Source organism: Bacillus sp. B25(2016b) (assembly GCF_001679765.1).
GTDB lineage: Bacteria > Bacillota > Bacilli > Bacillales > Bacillaceae_G > Bacillus_A > Bacillus_A thuringiensis_K.
The window spans coordinates 3,294,702-3,318,753 of sequence record NZ_CP016285.1 but is presented as its reverse complement, the minus strand read 5'-3'; the positions used below and the strand labels follow the sequence as shown (position 1 = coordinate 3,318,753).

The window sequence follows — 24,052 nt, the reverse complement described above, 5'->3', positions numbered from 1 at the left end:
TGAAAAATTCATTATTTCGCGAAAAAAATTTCACAGTAATGTTACATTTCTCACAGAAACAGTAAGACTATATGTAGTAACATTTTAATCAAAAGATAACAACATATTGGTGGAGGGTTATAAATGTTACAAAATAATACACGTGGAGAAGAAGAATTAATGAAAGTGTTCGAGACAATAGTCCACGGCAATGAACAAGATTTAATGCAAGAAAATGCAAATGTAGACGGCCGCTCTCCAATGGGCGTAATGGGAACCTTCGCATCTGAGAGTGCAAAATATTATGCTGTTGAGAATTTATTGTCAGATCAAGTGAAAAAAGCAATAAATGAAAATATATTATATCCACATGATTTAGATTTTTATGCGACAGGAACGACGACTTGTTCACAAATTCCGTTAGCACAAATGCTTGCTAACGGTTTTCATACGGGGCATGGACATATGAGACAACCGCAAGACATTAAAAGTGCATTGGCTCTTGCGTCTATTATTTTTCAAGCGAATCAAAATATGCAGCATGGTGGTCAATCGTTTGCACTCTTTGATATTGATTTAGCACCTTATGTACGAAAAACAATTGAGAGACATAAAAAACGATTACAATCATATCCGCTTACGAAAGAACAAATAGAAGAATTTGCATGGAAAGAAACGGAAAATGATACGTATCAAGCGTGTGAGGCTTTCGTTCATAATTCGAATAGTATGCATAGTAGGGGCGGAGGACAAGTCCCGTTTATTTCTATTAATTACGGAACAGATACATCAAAAGAAGGAAGAATGTTAATTAAACAACTTTTAAAAGCGACACAAGCTGGACTTGGTAAAGGAGAGACACCGATTTTTCCAATTCAAATTTTCAAGATGAAAAAAGGTGTGAATTTTGAAGAAAGTGATCCGAACTACGATTTATTTGAATTAGCATTAGAGACAACCGCAGAGCGATTATTCCCTAACTTTTCATTTTTAGATGCGCCGTTTAATGCAGTGCATTATGATGGAAGACCAGAAAGTGAAGTATGTTACATGGGATGTCGTACCCGTGTTATGTCTAATATACATGGAGAAGAAACAGCGATTGGTAGAGGGAATTTATCATTTACGTCTATTAATTTAGTGAAATTAGCGTTAATTAGTGGTTCAAAAGAAGCGTTTTTTGAAGTGCTAAACTATTATTTAGATTTAGGAATTAAGCAGCTATTAGAAAGATATGCGTATCAATGTACGAAGCGAGCAAGAGATTTTCAGTTTTTATATTCACAAGGTGTATGGCGTGGTGGAGAAACGTTGCAGCCTGAAGACTCCGTAGCCTCGATTTTAAAACAAGGGACGTTAAGTATTGGTTTTATCGGTCTTGCGGAATGTTTAGTAGCTTTAACAGGAAAGCATCATGGGGAAGATGAAGAATCATGGAAACTTGGGTATGAAATTATTTCCTTTATGAGAGATAGAATGGATAAAGCGACAGAAGAACATCAACTGAATTTCTCAGTAATTGCAACTCCAGCAGAAGGATTATCAGGGAAGTTTGTGAAAAAAGATAGAGAAGAATTTGGTGAAATTAGCGGTATAACGAACCATAATTACTATACGAATTCATTCCATATTCCAGTTTATTATAACATTCAAGCGATAAATAAAATCCGTTTAGAGGGCCCGTTCCATGCTCTCTGTAATGGAGGACACATTACTTATATTGAACTAGACGGAGCAGCAATGCATAACAAAAAGGCATTAAAACAAATTGTACAAGCTATGGCAGAACATGGCGTTGGATACGGTTCAATTAATCATCCTGTTGACCGTTGTAAGTGCTGTAGTTATCACGGGGTTATTGGGAATGAATGTCCAAGTTGCGGGAATGAAGATGAGGCTAATATAGAAAGAATTCGCCGTATAACAGGCTATCTTGTAGGAGATATGTCGAAGTGGAATAGTGCGAAACGTAGTGAAGAGATAGATCGGGTGAAACATAAATGAAAGTGATGAATATTATTCATGATAGTGTAGTAGATGGAGAAGGATTGCGGACAGTCGTGTTTTTTGCGGGCTGTCCGCATCGTTGCGTTGGTTGCCATAATCCGAAATCATGGAATATTTGCAATGGAACGGAAATGACAGTAGAAGAAATTGTGAAAGAGATTGCAAGTAATCCATTAACTGATGTAACATTTTCAGGTGGAGATCCATTTTTTCAAGCTGCTGAAGTGAAAAAGGTAGCAAAAATCGTGAAAGATTTGAAAAAAAACCTATGGATGTATACAGGTTATACGTTAGAAGAGATACAGAGTTCTCAAAATAATGATATGATAGAGTTGTTACATTATGGGGATGTTTTAGTCGATGGAAGGTTTGAAATTGAGAAAAAAGATTTAACACTTCCATTTCGCGGAAGCTCCAATCAACGTATTATTCGATTGAAAGAGTAAAAAGGCGGGATAGATGATATGAATAAAACAGTATTGCTTGTTGAAGATGAAAGAAGATTACGTGAAATTGTTAGTGATTATTTTCGTAATGAAGGCTTTGAAGTAATCGAAGCAGAAGATGGAAAAAAAGCGTTAGAGTTATTTGCAGAGCATGAAATTGATTTAATTATGTTAGATATTATGTTACCAGAAATAGATGGATGGTCTGTTTGTAGAAGAATTAGAAAAGAATCAGCAGTACCAATTATTATGTTGACAGCACGTTCGGATGAGGATGATACATTGCTAGGTTTCGAATTAGGTGCAGACGAGTATGTAACGAAACCATTTAGCCCGAAAGTATTAGTAGCTCGTGCAAAGACGTTATTGAAACGTGCGGATGGTGCGGTAGGAGTAGCGGAAGAAAATGCTATGTCTTTAGCTGGAATAGAAGTAAATCGTCTATCTAGAACTGTTTTAGTAGATGGAGAAGAAATTATATTGACACATAAAGAATTTGAACTTCTTGTGTATTTAATGGAGAACAAAGGAATCGTGTTATCACGTCAACATTTATTAGATCAGTTATGGGGATATGACTATTACGGTGATGACCGAACGGTTGATACCCATATTAAAAAACTTCGAAATAAGCTAGGAGATAAAGCGAAGCATATCGGTACTGTTATTCGAGTTGGTTATAAATTTGAAGAATAATCTAGAACGATTTGTGTAATTTAGCCTAGGGAAATGGCGATTTTATACTCTCTTTTGAAGGTAGAATGTACAAAAAATACTTTTTTTGTCTACAATGTTAGATAGGAGTATTTTTTTAATTAGATTTCACGATGAGTTCACAAGAAGGACACAAAACGTGACTATACTGAAAATACGAATTCACCAGAGAGGGGAAATAAAACATGGGATATTACGACGGACCAAATTTAAATGAAGAGCATAGTGAAACGAGAGAAGTGAGAAAATCAGGTAGTAAAAAAGGCTATTTCTTCACAGGTTTAGTGGGAGCTGTAGTCGGAGCGGTTTCGATTAGTTTTGCAGCACCATATATGCCATGGGCTCAAAATAATGGAGCGCCAGTATCATCATTTAGTTCGGATTCAAAAGTAGAAGGTACTGTAGTTCCTGTTGTAAATAAAGCGAAAAATGAAACTGATTTACCTGGTATGATTGAAGGGGCGAAAGATGTTGTTGTAGGTGTTATTAATATGCAACAAAGTGTTGATCCATTTGCAATGCAACCGACAGGTCAAGAACAACAAGCTGGTTCAGGATCAGGTGTTATTTATAAAAAAGCAGGGAATAAAGCATATATTGTAACAAACAACCATGTAGTGGATGGAGCAAATAAACTTGCTGTGAAGCTGAGCGACGGAAAGCAAGTTGATGCGAAATTAGTTGGTAAGGACCCTTGGTTAGACTTAGCAGTTGTTGAAATTGATGGATCTAATGTAAATAAAGTTGCCACTTTAGGTGATTCAAGTAAACTTCGTGCGGGTGAAAAAGCCATTGCAATCGGTAACCCGCTAGGATTTGATGGAAGTGTAACGGAAGGTATAATCAGTAGTAAAGAACGCGAAATTCCGGTTGATATTGATGGCGATAAACGACCAGATTGGCAAGCACAAGTTATTCAAACAGATGCAGCGATTAACCCTGGTAACAGTGGTGGTGCATTATTTAACCAAAATGGTGAAATAATTGGGATTAATTCAAGTAAAATTGCACAACAAGAAGTTGAAGGAATTGGATTTGCTATTCCAATTAATATCGCAAAACCAGTTATTGAATCTCTTGAAAAAGATGGAGTAGTAAAACGTCCAGCGCTTGGAGTAGGTGTTGTTTCATTAGAAGATGTGCAAGCTTATGCAGTCAATCAATTGAAAGTACCGAAAGAAGTAACTAATGGTGTTGTATTAGGTAAAATTTACCCAATCTCACCGGCTGAAAAAGCTGGTTTAGAGCAATATGATATTGTAGTAGCATTAGATAATCAAAAAGTAGAGAATGCTCTTCAATTCCGTAAATATTTATATGAAAAGAAAAAAGTAGGCGAGAAAGTAGAAGTTACATTCTACCGTAACGGTCAAAAAATGACGAAATCGGCTACTTTAGCAGATAATTCAGCTACAAAGAATCAATAATCGAAATAAAAGAAAGTCTCTTTCATATTGAAAGAGACTTTCTTTATCGGCTATACTAAAGGAATAGGAGGGATTAATTATGACAATTGAAAACCCAACTCGTACGGAAATTGGTGAAGTGCTAAAGAAAAGCAAAACAATTGCGGTTGTTGGATTATCAGATAAGCCAGAACGTACATCGTATATGGTTTCAAAAGCAATGCAAGATGCTGGATACCGCATTATTCCAGTTAATCCAACAGTAGATGAGGTGCTTGGAGAAAAGGCAGTTTCTTCACTAAAGGATATTAAGGAACACGTTGACATAGTAAATATATTTCGTCGCTCAGAGTTTTTAATGGATGTTGCAAAAGAATTTGTAGAGATTGATGCAGATGTTTTTTGGGCACAATTAGGAGTACAAGATGAGGATACATATAAACTTTTAAAAGAAAAAGACTATACTGTAATAATGGATCGTTGTATTAAAGTAGAACATGCGATGACAAAATAGTGTAGATGTAAAGGTAGAAAGATTGATTCAGCCCTCATTATAGATAAGTAGGGCCGATGAACGAGGTGTTCATCATGAGATTTTTTAAAGGCTGTTTTTGGGGATTGTTATTTGTAATCCCATTTTGGATCTTGATCATTTGGATCATAATAAAGGTTTGGAATGTGTAATCTTGGAATACATATCCATTTCTCGTTGACAAACGATTATTTTTCTGAAATAGTAGCCTAGAGGAATCCTTGTGAGAAAACAAGGATTTTTCTATTGAAAATGGTATATAAAAGAGATAAGATAACTTGCCAAAACTATAGTCGAGGCGTTATTCTATAATAGAAACATATGTTCTGATTTTGGATTAGGAAAGGGGCAAGGAGTTTGGCGAAGCATCAGTTCCAATATAATGAAGATGCGATTCAAGTGTTAGAAGGACTTGAAGCCGTTCGAAAACGCCCGGGTATGTATATCGGGAGCACGGACAGCCGTGGATTGCATCATTTAGTATATGAAATAGTAGATAACTCCGTTGACGAAGCGTTAGCGGGATTTGGCGACGAAATTTCAGTCGTAATACATAAAGATAATAGTATTAGCGTTATAGATAAAGGGCGAGGAATGCCTACGGGAATGCATAAACTTGGGAAACCTACACCTGAAGTTATTTTAACTGTACTTCATGCCGGTGGTAAGTTTGGTCAAGGTGGTTACAAAACGAGTGGTGGTTTGCACGGTGTTGGGGCATCTGTTGTAAATGCCTTATCAGAATGGTTAGTCGTAACGATTAAGCGTGACGGAAATATTTACGAACAACGCTTTGAAAATGGCGGTGTTCCTGTAACGACGCTTGAGAAAATCGGGAAGACGAAAGAGTCTGGTACTACGATGCATTTCAAACCAGATACAACGATTTTCAGCACAACAAATTATAATTATGAAACATTATGTGAGAGATTACGTGAATCTGCATTCTTATTAAAAGGAATGAAAATCTCGATAAAAGATGAACGAAATGATTTAGAGGATGTATTTCATTATGAAACGGGAATTGAAGCTTTCGTTTCATATTTAAACGAAGAAAAAGATTCCATTCATCCAGTTGTATATTTCACTGGTGAACAAAATGGAATTGAAGCAGAACTAGCATTTCAATTTAACGATGGCTACTCAGAAAACATTTTATCGTTTGTAAATAACGTACGTACAAAAGATGGTGGAACACACGAAGCTGGATTTAAAACAGCGATGACGCGTGTGTTTAACGAGTATGCTCGTAAAGTAGCCCTATTAAAAGAAAAAGATAAAAACTTAGAAGGCACAGATATTCGTGAAGGTGTAGCGGCTATCGTTTCGGTACGTGTACCAGAAGAAGTGCTTCAGTTTGAAGGGCAAACGAAAGGGAAACTAGGTACAAGTGAAGCGCGTTCTTCAATTGATGCCATTGTATCTGAGCATTTAGCATACTTTTTAGAAGAAAATCCTGATGTAGCTACACTTCTTGTGAGAAAAGCAATTAAAGCCGCACAAGCCCGTGAAGCAGCCCGTAAAGCAAGAGAAGAAGCGCGGAGTGGTAAGAAAAAGAAAAAATCAGAAGGTACGTTAAGCGGGAAATTAACACCTGCACAATCACGTAACCCGCAAAAAAATGAACTGTACCTAGTAGAGGGTGACTCTGCCGGTGGTTCTGCGAAACAAGGACGAGACCGACGTTTCCAGGCCGTATTACCGTTACGTGGTAAAGTAATTAATACAGAAAAAGCAAAGCTTGCTGATATCTTTAAAAATGAAGAGATTAATACAATCATTTATGCAATTGGCGGCGGTGTAGGAAATGAATTTGATGTTGAAGATATTAACTACGATAAAGTTGTAATTATGACCGATGCCGATACGGATGGGGCTCATATTCAAGTATTGTTATTAACGTTCTTTTACAGATATATGAAGCCACTTATCGAAGCTGGTAAAGTGTTTATCGCACTTCCTCCTTTATACAAAGTAAGTAAAGGAAAAGGTAAGAGTGAGGTAATTGAATACGCTTGGTCAGATGAGGAATTAGACGGTGTAACGAAAAAAGTTGGAAAAGGCTATATGTTACAACGTTATAAAGGACTTGGTGAAATGAATGCGGATCAATTATGGGAAACAACAATGAACCCTGAAACGCGTACATTAATTCGCGTGAAAATTGATGATGCAGCAAGAGCAGAGCGTCGCGTTACAACATTAATGGGCGATAAAGTAGAACCGCGCCGTAAATGGATTGAACGTAATGTACAGTTTGGTATGCAAGAAGAAGGAAATATTTTAGAAAATGAAATGATTATGGAGACGGAGGTGGAATAACATGCAAGCAGAGAAGTTTCATGACCTCCCGCTTGAAGACGTGTTAGGTGATCGTTTTGCACGTTATAGTAAATATATTATTCAAGATCGTGCACTTCCAGATGCACGTGATGGCTTAAAGCCAGTACAAAGACGTATTTTATATTCTATGTATGTAGAAGGTAATGTACATGATAAAGCGTTTCGTAAATCAGCTAAAACAGTAGGTAACGTTATTGGTAATTATCATCCACATGGAGATTCCTCTGTATATGAAGCAATGGTACGCTTAAGCCAAACTTGGAAAGTGCGTAATGTTTTAGTTGAAATGCATGGTAATAACGGTAGTGTTGATGGGGATCCAGCGGCAGCGATGCGTTATACGGAAGCTCGTTTATCACCAATTGCATCTGAATTATTACGTGATCTTGATAAAGAAACAGTTGAATTCGTGTCAAACTTTGATGATACGAGTGAAGAACCAGTTGTATTACCAGCAGCGTTCCCCAATTTATTAGTGAACGGATCTACAGGGATTTCCGCTGGTTATGCAACAGAAATTCCTCCGCATCATCTTGGAGAAGTTATTGATGCTACAATGATGCGTATTGATAAGCCAAATAGTACTGTTGATGATTTATTAACAGTTATGAAAGGACCAGATTTCCCAACAGGTGGTATTATTCAGGGGATTGATGGTATTAAAAAGGCATATGAAACAGGTAAAGGTAAAATTATTATTCGCGGAAAAGCAGAAGTTGAAACAGTGCGCGGTGGGAAACAACAAATTGTAATCACTGAAATTCCTTACGAAGTGAATAAGGCAAACCTTGTAAAGAAAATGGATGAATTACGTCTAGATAAAAAGTTAGATGGTATTGCTGAGGTGCGTGATGAGACAGATCGTACTGGTTTACGAATTGTTGTTGAATTAAAGAAAGAAGCAAACGCCGAAGGTATTTTAAATTATTTATATAAAAATACAGATTTGCAAATTCCATATAACTTTAATATGGTAGCGATCAATAATCGTCGTCCAACACTTATGACATTACCGAAAATTTTGGATGCTTATATTGGACATCAAAAAGAGGTTATTACGAGACGTTCGCAATATGAATTAAGAAAAGCAGAAAATCGTCAACATATTGTAGAAGGTTTAAAGAAAGCATTATCGATTTTAGACCAAGTAATCGAGACAATTCGAGCTTCAAAAGATAAACGTAACGCGAAAGATAATTTAAGTGCAAAATTTGGCTTTACAGAAGCACAGGCAGAAGCAATTGTTTCCTTGCAATTATATCGCTTAACGAATACAGACATTACAGCGTTACAAGAAGAAGCAGATGAGCTTAATAAGAAAATTATTGAGCTACAGGCAATTTTACAAAGTGAAAAAAGATTACTTCAAGTAATTAAAACAGATTTAAAGAGAGTTAAGAAAACATATAGTGATGATCGACGCGCGATTATTGAAGATCAAATCGAGGAAATTAAAATCGATGTAGAAGTGATGATCCCACAAGAAGATGTCATCGTTACTGTAACGAAAGAAGGATATGTGAAACGTACTGGATGGCGCTCACATAATGCCTCGAACGGCAAAGACTTCGGTATGAAAGAGGGTGACATCTTACTTGAACGATTCGATACGAATACGACAGAGACAGTCCTCTTATTTACGAATAAAGGAAACTATATATATCTGCCAGTATACGAAATGCCAGATATTCGTTGGAAAGATTTAGGTCAGCACGTTGCTAATATCGTTTCACTCGACCGGGATGAAACAATCATTTGGGCAACGGTTGTACCGAACTTTGAGGAAGAAAAACGATTTATCGTATTTGTAACACGAAATGGTATGATAAAGAAAACAGAATTAAATCAATATAAAGTTCAGCGTTATTCAAGGGCATTCGTTGCTGTAAACTTGAAAAAAGATGATGAAGTTGTCGATATATTTGCGACAGATGGAACGAGTGATATCGTTCTTGCTACACACGGTGCATATGCACTTATTTTCCATGAAGATGAAGTAAGTCCAGTCGGTGTAAGAGCTGCTGGAGTGAAAGCAATTAATTTAAAAGAAGATGACTATGTCGCTTCTGGTAAACCGTTAAATGGTGATAAAGATCAACTTATTCTCGTAACACAGCGCGGTGCTGTAAAACGTCTAAAAGCATCAGAAATTGAAAAATCAACGAGGGCGAAACGAGGTCTAGTTATTTTCAAAGAATTAAAACGTAATCCGTACCGCATTGTCGGTATTGAAATTGTTCGGGACGATGAATTAGTTTACATGAAGACAGAGAAAAACATTGTAGAAGAGATTGATCCGAAAGCGTATCGAAATAAAGACCGGTATAGTAATGGTAGCCTAGTGCTAGATGTTAATGATACTGGTGAAGTAGTAGAAACGTGGACGAAGAAAAGACCAGAATAAAGAGGGCATCTTGCTATGAATAATAGCAAGATGCTTTTTTCTAGGCAATTTATTATGTAAATAATAATAATCTTGTTATAATAACTGGATGAAATCGTTCTCATAAAGTGAAACTTTAATCAATCGGGCTTTAACGAGCAGTTGATTCCTCACCTAATTCCTTAGCTTTCGCTGAATTTTGAGTTAGGAATCTTACTGCCCGTTAGAGCGGGACAAATGGAGGGGCAACATGAAAAAAATAGGTGTAGGGATTGTAGGATTTGGTTTTTCAAGTACGACATTTCATATCCCACTATTACAAACGATAGAAGAATATGATATTCGTGCTGTATTATCCTCAAAAGAAGAGGTAGTAAAAGAAACATTACCAAACGCTAATGTTGTTAGTACAATTGATGAATTGGTGAAGCGAGCTGATGTTGACTTAGTTGTTATTACATCACCTAATACAACTCATTTTCCATATGTAAAAGAAGCAATTTTAAACGGTAAGCATGTTGTTGTAGAAAAACCATTTGTTGTTTCAATTGAAGAAGGGGAAGAGCTTATTTTATTAGCAGAGCAGCATAATGTAATGTTAAGCGTATATCATAATCGTCGTTTTGATAATGATTTCTTAACAATTAAGAAATTGTTAGGAGAAAACAGAGTAGGGAATGTATATGCATATGAATCGAATTTTGATCGTTTCCGTCCACATGTACGTGATCGATGGAGAGAAAAAAATCTACCAGGCTCCGGTATATTATATGATTTAGGATCGCATTTAATTGACCAAGCGTTATCAATATTCGGGAAACCAGATGCTATAAGTGCAGATGTAATAAAACAACGACCAGGTGCAGAGGTGGATGATTATTTCCACATAGAACTTCATTACGGAGTTAAACGTGTCATTTTACGTAGTAGTAGTTATGTGAAAAAAGCTGGACCGCATTTTATAGTGCATGGAGAGAAAGGTTCTATCGTGAAGTACGGTATGGATTCGCAGGAAGAGCAATTAAAAAATGGAATGAAGCCAGGTGATAACGGTTATGGAGTAGACGATGAAGAGAATTTTGCTACTTTAGAAACAGAAGAAAGCTTAGAGCGTATTCCAACAGAAGTCGGTTGTTATAACAATTATTATAAAGGTGTACGAGATAGTATATTAAATGGTGAGAAACTACCTGTAACAGCAAAAGAAGGTTTAGATGTTATTAAACTGATTCAATTAGCGATTGAAAGCAGTGAAAAGGGTAGAGTCATTTCTATAAAATAAAAAGACACGAAATTCGTGTCTTTTTATTTTTGTGGAACAGAAAGACCATAGAAGAACATCGTAACGATATCTTGTATATGTTTTTCGCGATCTCCTTCAAGAAGTTGTGCTCCAAATTCATCACCTAACTTTGTAAACATTTGAATGTAAAGTAACATCATTTCTTTAGTAAGGTGTGGATTAATTTCGTTTTTGCGCTGAGCTCGTTCTAATATTTCTAAATACCAGGGCAGGATTTTTTCATTTTGATAACTATAAATAAACTTACGGAGTTCTTCGTCCCTTTGCATCATTTGTAGTAACATATCAGGTTGAAATAATCCGCCAGTATTCATTTTTCTTACAATCATTTTTTGCATCATATCATAAAAAGGTAATTTTTCTTCCGCAAGCTCTTTATAATATTGAAATTCAGATATGATAAATTCTTGTATAAGCTCCCTAAATAACGCATCTTTACTTCCGAAATGATTATAAATTGTAACTTGAGAAACGTTTGCTTCTTTTGCGATATGTTCTATTTTCACTTCATTAAATCCACGTTCTGAAAATAATACGAATGCTGCTTCTTTAATGGCACGCTTTTTCTTTTGTTTTACTCTTTCAAAGCCGTTCAATGCAATCACCTCACTTAAAATATACAAGAAAAAATAATGGAAAACAATAATTTTGAAATATGGACTAATAAATATTTCAAAAAATTGTTGCGAATATGGAAGATGAGGAGTACAATAATTTTGAAATATCACATATTAAATATTTCAAAAAAATGAGGTGGAATTATGATTTCAGTTCAAGATGTCACAAAACAGTTTTCGAATGGAAAAGGTTTGTTTCATATTACATTTGATGTAAAAGAGGGAGAAGTATTTGGTTATTTAGGACCGAATGGTGCCGGAAAATCAACGACGATTCGTAATTTAATGGGATTTATAAAACCGACAGCTGGTAAAGCGACAATTTTTGGATTAGATTGTTGGAATGAAGCAGCGAAAATTCAAAGGGAAGTTGGTTATCTACCGGGTGAAATTTCTTTTATTGAAGGAATGAACGGATTAGAATTTTTAAAATTAATGCAAGGAATGCGTGGATTAAAGGATACAAAAAGACGAGATGAACTGATAGAGCGTCTGCAATTTGATGTGAAAACACCGATTCGCAAAATGTCTAAAGGAATGAAGCAAAAAGTAGGGATAGTCGCTGCATTTATGCACGATCCAGAGGTGTTAATTTTAGATGAACCAACATCTGGACTTGATCCACTTATGCAGCAAGTGTTTATAGATTTAATATTAGAGGAAAAGCAAAGAGGAAAAACAATCCTAATGTCATCACATATTTTCACTGAAATTGAGAGAACTTGTGACAGAGTAGCTATTATTAAAGATGGTCGACTCGTAACGGTTGAAAATATTCACGATTTACAAAGTATGAGAAGACAGGTGATAGATGTAATAGTATCATCACAAGAAGAGATTGAGTCCCTTACAAAGTGTAATTTGCAATTTGAAGCGGTAAAAGGCAGAGAGGCATCTATCATTGTACAAGGAAATTATCAAACTGTTTTACAAACACTTTCAAACTATAATGTAACGGCATTTCAAACGAGAGCGATGGATTTAGAACATTTATTTATGCATTATTACGATAAGAAAGAAGGGATAGCGCATGAATAAGCGATTATTTTTAGCTAGTTTGAAAGAAACACAAAAAAGTATTTTGAGTTATGCGTCTGGTGCAGCTTTATATCTGTGGTTATTAATTTGGATATTCCCGTCAATGGTATCAGCGAAAGGGCTAAATGAATTAATAGCTGCCATGCCTGATAGTGTGAAAAAAATCGTTGGTATGGAAAGTCCGATTCAAAACGTAATGGATTTTTTAGCGGGCGAATACTATAGTCTATTGTTTATTATCATTTTAACAATTTTTTGCGTAACAGTTGCGACACATTTAATTGCTCGTCATGTAGATAAAGGAGCAATGGCATACTTGCTAGCAACGCCTGTATCTAGAGTACGAATCGCAATTACGCAAGCGGCTATTCTTATATTAGGACTACTGATTATTGTAGCGGTTACGTATGTAGCGGGTATAGTAGGTGCAGAATGGTTTTTAGAGGATAATAACTTAAATAAAGAATTATTTTTGAAGATAAATGTAGTCGGAGGGCTCATATTTTTAGTCGTTAGTGCCTATTCATTTTTCTTTTCTTGTATATGTAATGACGAAAGAAAAGCACTAAGTTATTCAGCGAGTTTAACTATCTTATTTTTCGTATTAGATATGGTAGGGAAGTTAAGTGATAAGTTAGAATGGATGAAAAACCTATCATTATTCACGCTGTTTCGTCCGAAAGAAATTGCTGAAGGATCATATAATATATGGCCGGTAAGTATAAGTTTAACTGCTGTAGCGCTTTGTATTTTTATCGTAGCGATTGTAGTATTTAGGAAGAGGGATTTAACGTTATAAAGTAGAAAGTCCACTGAGAAAGTGGGCTTTTTTTATTTGTAAATTTAAACTAGTATGTTCATTGCATCCTTATAAAGGATATTTATCTTTTTAATTACAAAAATATTCAAAAAAGTGAACCTTTTTCTAGGTTCATACGTCTAATACATGTAAAGTTAAATTGGAAGTGATGAAGTGAGGATGAAACAGGAGGAGCGATTGTGAAAGTAATCCCTTTATATAAAATGATTATAAAAGAAGAAACGGATGTTTCTTTAGCGAAAAAAGGTGATCATGAAGCCTTTATAGCGCTTATACATACAGAAAAAGTGAAAATGTATCGAATAGCAAAGGCGATGTTACGTGATGAGACAAATATAGAGGATGCGATACAGACAACAATTTTAAAAGCCTATGAAAATATAAAAAAATTAAAAAAAGAAGAATTTTTTCAAACTTGGTTAATTCGAATACTAATAAATGAGTGTAACAATATTATTAGAGCTTATAAAAAGGTAATTGTGACAGAAGAGAATGATTACAATATGAGTGCGTATGATCAGTATGAAGATATAGATTTGTGTAATGCGATTCAATCGTTACATGAAGAATTAAGAGCTGTTACGGTGCTTTATTACTATGAAGACATGAATCAAGAGAGTATAGCAAAGCTGTTAGAAATACCGAAAGGAACAGTGAAATCAAGATTATCACGTGCGAGGGAACAACTACAAAAACGATTAAAGATGGAATAGGGGGGGCAAAGGATGGATAATGAAAAATTATTTGATGAGAAATTAAAAAAGAGAATAAAAGATGAAAATGTTATAGTACCTCCAGAGTTAAATGAAAAGATTAATGGCACGGTACATAATCTTAAGGTAAAAAAGAAGAGTTACAAAATTTATATGATGATAATTAGTGCAGCGGTTTGTATACTTTCAGTGGTATCTATGTCTGAGTTTTCTATACAAAGTTTTGCGCAAAACGGTGGAGTATTTGAATATGTAAAGAAAAAAGCATTTTCTGATTATGAAAATGAAGAAGAAATAAAATCGAATGTACATTATCCAGATAAAGAAAAGATTCATCAAAAGATGCTAGATTCTATTGATTATTTTAAAAATATTTCAGGACAATTTGAGGAATATTCTAGCTCATCAAGAATTGCTACAACATATAAGTATGCGATTGATACGGAGAAACAAAGAGGTATCTCTTCGAAAGAAGATAAACTAGCGAAAAAACGAACAATTATATATAACGAGGGCAAGAAAAAAGAGTTTGATGATGAGAAGTATACCTATAAAGAGACAAAATGGAACCCGAAAGAAAGAAACAATGAACTATTAAAATTAAATCCTACGGAAAGGGTAGTGAGAAAATCAGATGAGAAAAAGAGATATGATGATGAATATGTAGGGCTAGCTAAATATAGTATTCAATCAGAATTTGCAGATTTGTTAATTCGATATAAAGATTGGAATTATAAAGAAACGAAATATCTTGGATTAGATTGTTACAAAATTGAAGGAGTTATCAACATAGAGATGCCTGTTAGCACCTCTGAAGATTTAAGAGGGAAATTCGAAATGGTTGTGGAGAAAAATACAGGGATTATGTTGAAATTTCTTAGTTTTCAAGAAGGCTTGATTCAATATTCAGTTACGACTGAATGGATACAAATAGATAAGGGATTGAAAGAAAGTATGTTTCAAAAGGATAGCGCTAAATATGAAAAAATGAAAAACATATTTGATGAATAGAGACAGGAGGAGAGTAGATGGGGAATCATTCATCTTTAAGAGAAGAGAAAATTAAGCAAAAATATAAAAAGAAAACGATAATAAGTTTACTACTGGCGGTATTACTATTTGGTGGAATTGGCTATGGAGCTTATGTATATATGAAAACTTCTAGTCTCGTACAAAAATCTAATTTGAATTTAGCACGAGGTGAAAAATCCAATTTACGTGAGAAATCTGTAAAGCCAATTGCAAATCATGTTTCACTTTTAATTATGGGAATTGATGAAAATCAAGAACGACAAAAGGAATATAATGGTGCATTTCATACAGATGCATTACTGTTAGCGACTTTTAATAAAGATGATAAAACAGTGAAATTAACGAGCATACCGCGTGATACATACACATATGTTCCAGTTGAAAAGAAAAAAGATAAAATAACCCATGCATATGGAAGTGGTTTCGTTAAAAATGGTAAAGATGGAGGACCGCAAGCTTCTGTGGAAGCGGTAGAAAAATTGTTACAGGTGCCTGTTGATTATTTTGTGAAATTTAATTTTGGTTCCTTTACTAAAATTGTTGATGGGTTAGATGGTATTGAAGTGGATGTCCCAGTTGAATTTACGGAGCAAAATAGTAAAGATGAACCTGATACGATTCATTTGAAAAAAGGATTACAAAAATTAAATGGGGAAGAAGCACTCGCACTAGCAAGAACGCGTCATATTGATAGTGATGCAATGAGAGGACAGCGCCAACAACTTGTTATTGAAGCGATTTTAAGTAAATTAAAAAGTGTAGGATCGATTACGAAGCTAGAAAAAATAGTTGAGGCGGTTGATGGTGATTTTAAAACAAATTTAGTAATGGACGATATTTTATCTTTTTATAAATACGGTTTAAACGGTTCAGTTGAAAAAATACAATTAGCTGGTGATGATTTATACTTACCTAATGGCCCAAACGGGCAACGTGTATATTATTATAATCCTAATAAAAAAGATCTACAGAGTTTGAGTAATACTCTTAGAACACATCTAGGATTAAGTGAAAAGCAAATTGAGGAGAATTAAAGCAGATGTAATGTCTGCTTTTTTATTTTTGTCTAATGGTATGACATTTAGTTTTTAATGTTATATACTATTTAAGAATTAGAGTTAATAGTGTAACATAATAGTAGGGTTCAAGTTAAGTAGCAAGGGGGCTATCACATAGAATAAATGTTATTGCTTAAAATAGTTTGGGAGAAATGAAAATACAGGGGAGTAGCAAAAATGAGAATTGCAAAGAATTTAACATTCCAAGTTATTGTGGCCATTATTTGTGGTATTGCAGTAGGGGCAATTTGGCCGAGTGTTGGACAACAAATGAAGCCAATTGGTGAAACATTCATCAATATGATTAAAATGGTTATTGCACCGATTATCTTTTTAACAATTGTACTCGGTATTGCAAGTATGGGAAGTATGAAAAAGGTAGGCCGTGTTGGTGGGAAGGCACTATTATATTTTGAAATTGTTACAACAGCTGCTTTAATTATTGGTATCATCGTAGCGAATGTTGTGCGTCCCGGAGATGGATTAGATCCCTCAAAACTAAAAGGCGGAGATGTTTCACAATATGTACAAAGCGGGCAAGAAATGAAATGGATGGATTTCTTTTTACATATTGTGCCGTCTAACATGTTTGAAGCATTTGCAAAAGGTGATATTTTACAAGTGTTATTCTTCTCCATTTTATTCGGCGCAGGATTAACGATGTTAGGGAAAAATGGACAACCGGTTATTGATTTTTTTGAAAGATTATCGAAAGTATTTTTTAACATTTTATCAATTGTAATGAAATTAGCACCGGTTGGAGCATTCGGTGGGATGGCATTTACAATTGGGAAGTATGGTTTAAGCACGCTCATACCACTTGGCAAATTAATGATTTGTGTATATGCGACAATGGCATTATTTGTTTTTATTGTTTTAAATTTTATTTGTAAACTGTATAAATTTAGTTTGTGGAAATATTTAGCTCATATTAAAGAAGAATTACTTATTGTTCTCGGGACATCATCGTCAGAATCAGTACTGCCGCGAATGATGACAAAGATGGAAGACTTCGGGTGTTCGAAACCGGTAGTAGGTTTAGTCATTCCAACAGGCTATTCTTTTAACTTAGATGGAACAACAATTTATTTATCGATGGCTACTATATTTTTAGCACAAGTTTTCCACGTCGATCTTTCACTAGGTCAACAATTAACTATAATAGCTATTTTATTAGTTACATCTAAAGGAGCAGCAGCAGTAACCGGCGGGGGATTCATTGTGCTAGCATCTACTCTATCTGCAATGAATGTTATCCCATTAGAAGGTTTAGCGTTATTACTTGGTGTAGATCGTTTCATGTCAGAAGCACGTGCTATCGTTAATTTAATTGGTAACGGTATTGCAACTGTAGTTGTTGCAAAAAGTGAAAATGAATTTGATGATGAGAAGTATACGAGAGTAGTAGAGGAAATGAAACGAAAAAAAATGGCCGGGTAAAAAGTCAGCTTTGCTGACTTTTTTATTTTTGTAGAAAAGATGTTTTTAGATATATGCATTATTTATTAGCAATAATTAACAAGTATTCAAGTGGTAAATGAGATGAAAGTGATTAAAACAACGAATGTGTATGAATGCGAAATAAGGTTTGAACAACATATGGCATTTTTATGAATATTACTGTAAAAAAATAATTTTTTAAAAATTTTCAATAATAATACTTTACAAAAATTAAAAAATTAGTAGAATAAGAATTAGTAAGAATCGTCTGATAAATATATAGAGAAAAACAGAATTATCAGAAAATTCTTTAATAGCTATCGTTAAGAATTAGGGAGGGTACAAAATGAAAAAGAAACAAATGAAAAAACTAACAGCAGTTGTAGCACCGGTTTTAGCAATGAGCATGGCGTTAACAGCATGTTCTACATCAGGCGGAGATAAAAAGACAAACACAAACTCAAGTGGAGATAGCAAGTCAGAGGGAAAATTAGCGGCAAAACAAGTGTTGAATCGAACAGTAAACCAAGAGATTCCAACGATGGATTCTTCTAAATCAACAGATACAGTATCTTCACAAATGCTAGGGAATACGATGGAAGGATTATATCGTCTTGATAAAGATAATAAGCCTATTCCAGCTGCAGCAGAATCTAGCACGAAAAGTGAAGATGGTAAAAAATATACGTTCAAACTACGTAAAGATGCAAAATGGTCAAATGGAGATCCAGTAACGGCGAAAGATTTCGTATATGCTTGGCAACGTCTATTAGATCCAAAAACAGCTGCTGAGTATGCATTTATCGCATTCCCAATTAAAAATGCAGAAGTGGTTAATAAAGGTGAAAAACCTGTAGCTGAATTAGGAGTGAAAGCGGTAGATGATCTTACGCTTGAAGTTGAATTAGAGCAAGCGGTACCGTACTTCTTAAACTTAGTAGCATTCCCATCGTACTACCCATTAAATGAAAAATTCGTAAAAGAAAAAGGGGAGAAGTTCGGTATAGAGTCTGATACAACAGTTTATAATGGACCGTTCGTTCTTAAAGATTGGAAGCATGAACAAGGATGGCAATTAAAGAAAAATGATCAATATTGGGATAAAAAGACTGTAAAACTTGAAGAAGTTAACTTCAGTGTTGTTAAAGAACCAGCAACTCTTATCAATTTATATGATAGCGGTCAAGTTGACTTTGCTTTATTAACTGGAGAGTTCGTAGATAAATACAGAAATAAGAAAGATGAATTCGGAACATATTCACAAGTGAGTACGTATTTCATTCGTATGAACCAAAAACGTGATGGACAAGATACACCATTAAAGAGTAAAAAGTTACGTGAAGCAATTGCACTATCAGTTGATAAAAAGAATTTAGCAAACGTAATTTTAAATGATGGATCAAAAGAAGCTGACTTCTTAGTACCAAAAGGTTTAGCAACTGGACCAGACGGTAAAGACTTCCAAGAAACGTTTAAGAATGGTTTAAAACCAAATGCTAAAAAAGCTGCTGCAGCTTGGGAAGAAGCGAAAAAAGAGCTAGGTAAAGACCAAGTTACAATTGAATTCTTAAACTATGATACTGGTAATGCGAAAAAAGTTGGAGAATATATTAAGGACCAAATTGAGAAGAACTTAAAAGGTGTAACAGTTAACATTAAACTTCAGCCATTTAAGCAAAAACTAAAATTAGAATCTGAGCAACAATATGATATTTCATACGGTGGTTGGAATCCAGATTATGCAGATCCAATGACGTTCTTAGATATGTTTGAGACTGGACATTCTCATAACCAAATGAGCTTCTCTGACCCTAAATATGACGGCATGGTGAAAAAAGCTGGAACGGAATTAATGAGCGATGCGAAAAAACGTTGGGAAGAGTTAGGAAAAGCTGAAAAAACATTACTTGAAGAAGATGTAGCGATTGTACCTTTATATCAACGAGGAGATTCTTATGTTTTACAACCAAATGTAAAGGGAGTAGTAAAACATAATATCAGTCCAGAATTTAGCTTTAAGTGGGCATATGTGACTGAAAAATAATAGAGTTGAAAAAGCATTTAAAAGTGGCTTAGCTACTTTTAAATGCTTTTTTTGTGAGCTTAAAATACTAATTTTTAGTGTGGTTAAATAGAGGCGAATAATGTGTATAGTATGTACATATAGTAGATGGGGGATAAATCCTACTAAATTAAAAAATAAGAATATTTAAAATAAAACTATTTACAAGTACGAAAAAAAGAGCGGAATAACATTAGTTGTAATTTTCTGAAAAATAAATCTTTAGTAAGGGGTCTCTCAAGGATTGGTAATGTACATATAATTAGGGAGGGTATAAAAATGAAGAGAAAAAAGATGAAAAAGTTAACGGCAGTTGTAGTACCAGTTTTAGCGATGAGTGTTGCATTGACAGCATGTTCTGGGGCAGGTGGGGAAAAGAAAACGACTACTACATCAAATAGTGGGGAAGAAAAAAAAACTGATATTAAATATGCAGCGAAACAAGTATTAAATCGTACGGAAAACCAAGAGATTCCGACGATGGATACTTCTAAATCTACTGATACATTAGGTTCGCAAATTTTAGGGAACACGATGGAAGGCCTATATCGTCTTGATAAAGATAATAAGCCAATTCCTGCTGCGGCAGAGTCTAGTACGAAAAGTGAAGATGGTAAAAAGTATACGTTTAAACTGCGAAAAGATGCAAAATGGTCAAATGGTGATCCTGTAACAGCGAAAGATTTCGTTTTCGCATGGAAACGCTTACTTGATAAGAATACTGCGGCAGAATATGCATTTATTGCTTACTATATTAAAAATGCAGAAGCGATTAATAAAGGAGAAAAACCTGTAACTGAATTAGGAGCGAAGGCGGTAGATGATTACACGCTAGAAGTAGAATTAGAAAAACCGGTACCGTATTTCTTAAATTTATTAGCATTCCCATCATACTATCCATTAAATGAAAAATTCGTAAAAGAAAAAGGTGATAAGTACGGTTTAGAAGCAGATACAACTGTGTATAACGGTCCATTCGTTATGTCTTCATGGAAACATGAACAAGGTTGGCAGCTAAAGAAAAATGATAAGTACTGGGATAAAAAGACTGTGAAATTAGAAGAAATTAACTATAGTGTAGTAAAAGAGGTTGCAACGAAAGTAAACTTATATGATACAGGATCAATTGATTTTACATTACTATCAGGAGAGTTTGTAGATAAATATAAATCGAACAAAGAAGAATATGGTGAGTATGCGGAATCAAGTACATTCTTCTTACGTTTAAATCAAAAACGTAACGGACAAGATACGCCTTTAAAGAGCAAAAAACTTCGTGAAGCAATTGCATTATCAGTTGATAAAAAAGGATTGGCAAATGTAATTTTAAATAATGGATCAAAAGCAACAGATCAATTGGTTCCAAAAGGACTTGCGACAGGGCCAGATGGTAAAGATTATCAAGATACATTTAAAAATGGTCTGAAATATAATCCGAAAAAAGGAGCAGCAGCATGGGAAGAAGCGAAAAAAGAACTTGGAAAAGATCAAGTTACAATTGAATTGCTAAGCTATGATGATGGAACTGCGAAAAAGATTGCTGACTATGTAAAAGATCAAATTGAGAAAAATTTAAAAGGTGTAACGATTAATACGAAAATTCAGCCGTTCAAACAAAAATTAAAATTAGAAACTGCGCAAGATTATGAAATTTCTTATGCTGGTTGGAGTCCAGACTATGCGGATCCAATGACATTTATTGATATGTTTGAATCGAAGAGCCCGTACAACCAAATGAGTTATTCAAATCCAAAATACGATGAAATGGTAGGAAAAGCAGGTAATGAATTAATGAGTGATGCGAAAAAACGCTGGGAAACGTTAGGGAAAGCTGAAAAATTATTCCTTGAAGAAGATGCAGGGTTAGTCCCTTTATATCAAACAGGAAGATCGTATGTAATGAAACCGAATGTAAAAGGAATTGTGAAACATAACATCAGTCCAGAATATAGCTTTAAGTGGGCGTATGTAACTGAGGATGGCGGAAAAAAATAAAGTGAAAGCATTTCAAAAGTGGCTGAGCTGCTTTTGAAATGCTTTTTAGTATGTATAAGGGAATAAATCTCGTTAGCCTATTGAGAATCGGGTAGGTAATTAGGAAGGTTCTATCGGAGGGATTTAGAGAGGTCAGTAAGTAGTAAGACAGATGATAGTAAGAGACCTCATGCTAATAAGAAAAATATAGAACGTAGTAATAGATTGGAATAAGGGGAAGGATGTTTACATATAGTAGACAGGGGATAATCCATATAGTAGTTAAAACGATAAGTTACTATAATAAAAAAATAAATATTTAGAAAATTTACAAAAATACTTTACAAAACCTAAAAAAATAGTAGAATATTAATTAATAAGAATTTTCTGATAACGAAAGTTAGTAGAGAATTTCTAAATGTTAATATCGTACATATAATTGGGGAGGGTACAAAAAAATGAAGAGAAAAAAGATGAAAAAATTGACAGCGGTCGTAGCACCAGTTTTAGTAATGAGTATGGCATTAACGGCTTGCTCTGGATCAGGAGATAAAGAGAAGGCAAGCACAACACCAAAAAGCGGTGAAAAAGAAGGTGGAAAGCTAGCGGCGAAGCAAGTGCTTAATTTAACAGAGTCTCAAGAGATTCCATCTATGGACTCTGCTAAAGCGACAGACCAAGTATCGTTTCTCGCTTTAAACAACGTAATGGAAGGTTTATATCGACTTGATAAAGATAATAAAGCAACACCAGGAGTTGCTGAATCATATAAAAAGAGTGATGATGGTAAAAAATATACATTTACATTAAATAAAAATGCAAAATGGTCAAATGGAGAGCCTGTAACAGCGAAAGATTTCGTGTTTGCTTGGAAACGTGCGGTAGATAAAAATACAGCAGCAGAATATGCATACATTATGTTTGATTTGAAAAATGCACAAGCGATTAATGAAGGAAAAGCTGAACTAGATACATTAGGAGTAAAAGCTGTAGATGACTATACGTTAGAAGTAGAATTAGAAAATCCAGTTCCTTACTTTGTAGAATTAACTTCATTTGGAACATTTTATCCATTAAACGAGAAATTTGTAAAAGAAAAAGGTGAAAAGTACGGTTTAGAATCAGATACGACGTTATACAACGGACCGTTTACATTGACAGACTGGAAACATGAAGAAGGTTGGAAGTTAAAGAAAAATGCACAATATTGGGATAATAAAACAGTTAAGTTAGATGAAATCAACTTTAACGTAGTAAAAGATAGCGGTACACGTGTTAACTTATATGAAAGTGGACAAATCGATCGTTCAGGACTTACATCTGAATTTGTTGACAAATATAAATCAAACCCCGACTTCTTTACACAAAAAACACCGTCAACGTACTTCTTACGCTTAAACCAAAAACGTGGTGGGCAAGATACAGTGTTAAAGAGCAAAGATCTACGTTTAGCGATTGCAAAAGCGTATGATAAAAAAGGCTTAACGAACGTTATTTTAAATGACGGATCTACCCCGGCAGATTACTTAGTACCAAAAGAATTTGCTAAGAGCCCAGATGGAAAAGACTTCCGTAAAGAAAATGGAGATATTTTAAAAACAGATGTGAAAAAAGCAAAAGAGCATTGGGAAAAAGCGAAAAAAGAACTTGGAAAAGATGCAATTACAGTAGAACTATTAAACTATGATGGTGATGGTGCGAAAAAAGTAGGAGAATTCTTAAAAGGAGAACTTGAGAAAAACTTACCAGGTTTAACAGTGAATTTGAAAAACCAGCCATTTAAACAAAAGTTAAAATTAGAATCAGATCTAGATTATGATTTATCTTACGCTGGTTGGGGACCTGACTACTTAGATCCAATGACATTCATTGATATGTTCGTTACAAATGGCCCTCATAACCAAACAGGATATTCAAATCCTAAATATGATGAAATTGTACAAAAAGGTAAAGGTGAGCTATTAACGAAAACGAAAGAGCGTTGGGATAGCTTACTAAAAGCGGAGAAAATGTTATTGGAAGATGCAGCAATTGCACCATTATATCAACGTGGTGATGCTATCGTTCAAAGACCTAAAGTAAAAGGTATTGTTCACCATCCAGTTGGTGGAGACTACAGCTATAAATGGGCATATATTACAGAGGATAAGTAAGATGGGGGGCGTACAATACGCCCTTTTTTCTA

Annotated in this window: 18 protein-coding genes; 17 read left to right on the top strand and 1 reads right to left on the bottom strand. The window is 34.7% G+C overall.

From position 1 onward, the window contains the following. The first annotated feature begins 123 nt into the window (after positions 1-123). The 8 genes from BAQ53_RS16810 (at position 124) to BAQ53_RS16775 (ending at position 11,092) form a co-directional block, all read left to right on the top strand. Positions 124-1,983 (top strand): anaerobic ribonucleoside triphosphate reductase, encoded by a 1,860-nt coding sequence (locus BAQ53_RS16810; protein ID WP_208906003.1) that lies wholly within the window; start codon positions 124-126, stop codon positions 1,981-1,983. Next, complete coding sequence (gene nrdG, locus BAQ53_RS16805; protein WP_000867078.1) at positions 1,980-2,432, top strand: anaerobic ribonucleoside-triphosphate reductase activating protein; 453 nt, start codon at positions 1,980-1,982, stop codon at positions 2,430-2,432. The genes BAQ53_RS16810 and nrdG overlap by 4 nt, the downstream gene beginning before the upstream one ends. An 18-nt stretch (positions 2,433-2,450) precedes the next feature. Then, positions 2,451-3,128: a response regulator transcription factor gene (locus tag BAQ53_RS16800; protein WP_001044679.1), complete on the top strand. Its 678-nt coding sequence runs from the start codon at positions 2,451-2,453 to the stop codon at positions 3,126-3,128. 203 nt (positions 3,129-3,331) lie between these two features. Next, positions 3,332-4,573, top strand: coding sequence for a S1C family serine protease (locus BAQ53_RS16795; RefSeq protein ID WP_000542646.1), 1,242 nt, complete (start codon positions 3,332-3,334; stop codon positions 4,571-4,573). 79 nt (positions 4,574-4,652) lie between these two features. Then, positions 4,653-5,066, top strand: coding sequence for a CoA-binding protein (locus BAQ53_RS16790; RefSeq protein ID WP_000151386.1), 414 nt, complete (start codon positions 4,653-4,655; stop codon positions 5,064-5,066). Positions 5,067-5,441: 375 nt separating this feature from the next. Further along, the gene (gene parE, locus BAQ53_RS16785) at positions 5,442-7,406 is read left to right on the top strand and encodes a DNA topoisomerase IV subunit B (RefSeq protein ID WP_001062202.1); all 1,965 of its coding nucleotides are present in this window, start codon (positions 5,442-5,444) and stop codon (positions 7,404-7,406) included. A gap of 1 nt (position 7,407) precedes the next feature. Beyond that, positions 7,408-9,831, top strand: a complete 2,424-nt coding sequence (parC, locus tag BAQ53_RS16780; RefSeq protein ID WP_001147463.1) for a DNA topoisomerase IV subunit A — start codon at positions 7,408-7,410, stop codon at positions 9,829-9,831. Positions 9,832-10,060: 229 nt separating this feature from the next. Further along, positions 10,061-11,092 (top strand): oxidoreductase, encoded by a 1,032-nt coding sequence (locus BAQ53_RS16775; RefSeq protein ID WP_000719766.1) that lies wholly within the window; start codon positions 10,061-10,063, stop codon positions 11,090-11,092. A gap of 23 nt (positions 11,093-11,115) precedes the next feature. Here BAQ53_RS16775 and BAQ53_RS16770 read toward each other — a convergent pair whose 3' ends face one another. After that, positions 11,116-11,718, bottom strand: a complete 603-nt coding sequence (locus BAQ53_RS16770) for a TetR/AcrR family transcriptional regulator (protein ID WP_208906001.1) — start codon at positions 11,716-11,718, stop codon at positions 11,116-11,118. Between the two features lie 156 nt (positions 11,719-11,874). Here BAQ53_RS16770 and BAQ53_RS16765 point away from each other — a divergent pair, with 156 nt between their 5' ends. From BAQ53_RS16765 to BAQ53_RS16725, 9 genes are all read left to right on the top strand, one after another. After that, entirely contained in the window at positions 11,875-12,768 is an 894-nt protein-coding gene (locus BAQ53_RS16765; protein WP_208905999.1) for an ABC transporter ATP-binding protein, read from the top strand. Next, positions 12,761-13,567 (top strand): DUF2705 family protein, encoded by an 807-nt coding sequence (locus tag BAQ53_RS16760; protein ID WP_208905997.1) that lies wholly within the window; start codon positions 12,761-12,763, stop codon positions 13,565-13,567. Before BAQ53_RS16765 ends, BAQ53_RS16760 begins: the two co-directional genes overlap by 8 nt. Before the next feature lie 200 nt (positions 13,568-13,767). Continuing rightward, a complete protein-coding gene (locus BAQ53_RS16755) occupies positions 13,768-14,301 on the top strand; it encodes an RNA polymerase sigma factor (protein ID WP_208905995.1) in 534 nt (177 codons plus the stop codon). A 12-nt stretch (positions 14,302-14,313) separates the two neighbouring features. Continuing rightward, complete coding sequence (locus BAQ53_RS16750; protein WP_000368249.1) at positions 14,314-15,312, top strand: hypothetical protein; 999 nt, start codon at positions 14,314-14,316, stop codon at positions 15,310-15,312. A 17-nt stretch (positions 15,313-15,329) separates the two neighbouring features. After that, positions 15,330-16,367, top strand: a complete 1,038-nt coding sequence (locus BAQ53_RS16745) for an LCP family protein (protein WP_000526720.1) — start codon at positions 15,330-15,332, stop codon at positions 16,365-16,367. 201 nt (positions 16,368-16,568) lie between these two features. Next, complete coding sequence (locus BAQ53_RS16740; protein ID WP_001216973.1) at positions 16,569-17,831, top strand: dicarboxylate/amino acid:cation symporter; 1,263 nt, start codon at positions 16,569-16,571, stop codon at positions 17,829-17,831. A 346-nt stretch (positions 17,832-18,177) separates the two neighbouring features. Continuing rightward, on the top strand, positions 18,178-19,875 hold the full coding sequence (locus tag BAQ53_RS16735) for a peptide ABC transporter substrate-binding protein (RefSeq protein WP_208905993.1): 1,698 nt from the start codon (positions 18,178-18,180) through the stop codon (positions 19,873-19,875). A gap of 297 nt (positions 19,876-20,172) precedes the next feature. Continuing rightward, positions 20,173-21,888 (top strand): peptide ABC transporter substrate-binding protein, encoded by a 1,716-nt coding sequence (locus BAQ53_RS16730; protein WP_208905991.1) that lies wholly within the window; start codon positions 20,173-20,175, stop codon positions 21,886-21,888. Between the two features lie 437 nt (positions 21,889-22,325). Next, the gene (locus tag BAQ53_RS16725; RefSeq protein ID WP_000823446.1) at positions 22,326-24,020 is read left to right on the top strand and encodes a peptide ABC transporter substrate-binding protein; all 1,695 of its coding nucleotides are present in this window, start codon (positions 22,326-22,328) and stop codon (positions 24,018-24,020) included. Positions 24,021-24,052 lie beyond the last annotated feature (32 nt).

Excerpts from the sequence above, each read along its gene's own strand:
- BAQ53_RS16810 (WP_208906003.1), top strand. The coding sequence starts at position 124 with ATGTTACAAAATAATACACGTGGAGAAGAAGAATTAATGAAAGTGTTC.
- nrdG (WP_000867078.1), top strand. The coding sequence starts at position 1,980 with ATGAAAGTGATGAATATTATTCATGATAGTGTAGTAGATGGAGAAGGA.
- BAQ53_RS16800 (WP_001044679.1), top strand. The coding sequence starts at position 2,451 with ATGAATAAAACAGTATTGCTTGTTGAAGATGAAAGAAGATTACGTGAA.
- BAQ53_RS16795 (WP_000542646.1), top strand. The coding sequence starts at position 3,332 with ATGGGATATTACGACGGACCAAATTTAAATGAAGAGCATAGTGAAACG.
- BAQ53_RS16790 (WP_000151386.1), top strand. The coding sequence starts at position 4,653 with ATGACAATTGAAAACCCAACTCGTACGGAAATTGGTGAAGTGCTAAAG.
- parC (WP_001147463.1), top strand. The coding sequence starts at position 7,408 with ATGCAAGCAGAGAAGTTTCATGACCTCCCGCTTGAAGACGTGTTAGGT.
- BAQ53_RS16775 (WP_000719766.1), top strand. The coding sequence starts at position 10,061 with ATGAAAAAAATAGGTGTAGGGATTGTAGGATTTGGTTTTTCAAGTACG.
- BAQ53_RS16765 (WP_208905999.1), top strand. The coding sequence starts at position 11,875 with ATGATTTCAGTTCAAGATGTCACAAAACAGTTTTCGAATGGAAAAGGT.
- BAQ53_RS16760 (WP_208905997.1), top strand. The coding sequence starts at position 12,761 with ATGAATAAGCGATTATTTTTAGCTAGTTTGAAAGAAACACAAAAAAGT.
- BAQ53_RS16750 (WP_000368249.1), top strand. The coding sequence starts at position 14,314 with ATGGATAATGAAAAATTATTTGATGAGAAATTAAAAAAGAGAATAAAA.
- BAQ53_RS16745 (WP_000526720.1), top strand. The coding sequence starts at position 15,330 with ATGGGGAATCATTCATCTTTAAGAGAAGAGAAAATTAAGCAAAAATAT.
- BAQ53_RS16740 (WP_001216973.1), top strand. The coding sequence starts at position 16,569 with ATGAGAATTGCAAAGAATTTAACATTCCAAGTTATTGTGGCCATTATT.
- BAQ53_RS16735 (WP_208905993.1), top strand. The coding sequence starts at position 18,178 with ATGAAAAAGAAACAAATGAAAAAACTAACAGCAGTTGTAGCACCGGTT.
- BAQ53_RS16730 (WP_208905991.1), top strand. The coding sequence starts at position 20,173 with ATGAAGAGAAAAAAGATGAAAAAGTTAACGGCAGTTGTAGTACCAGTT.
- BAQ53_RS16725 (WP_000823446.1), top strand. The coding sequence starts at position 22,326 with ATGAAGAGAAAAAAGATGAAAAAATTGACAGCGGTCGTAGCACCAGTT.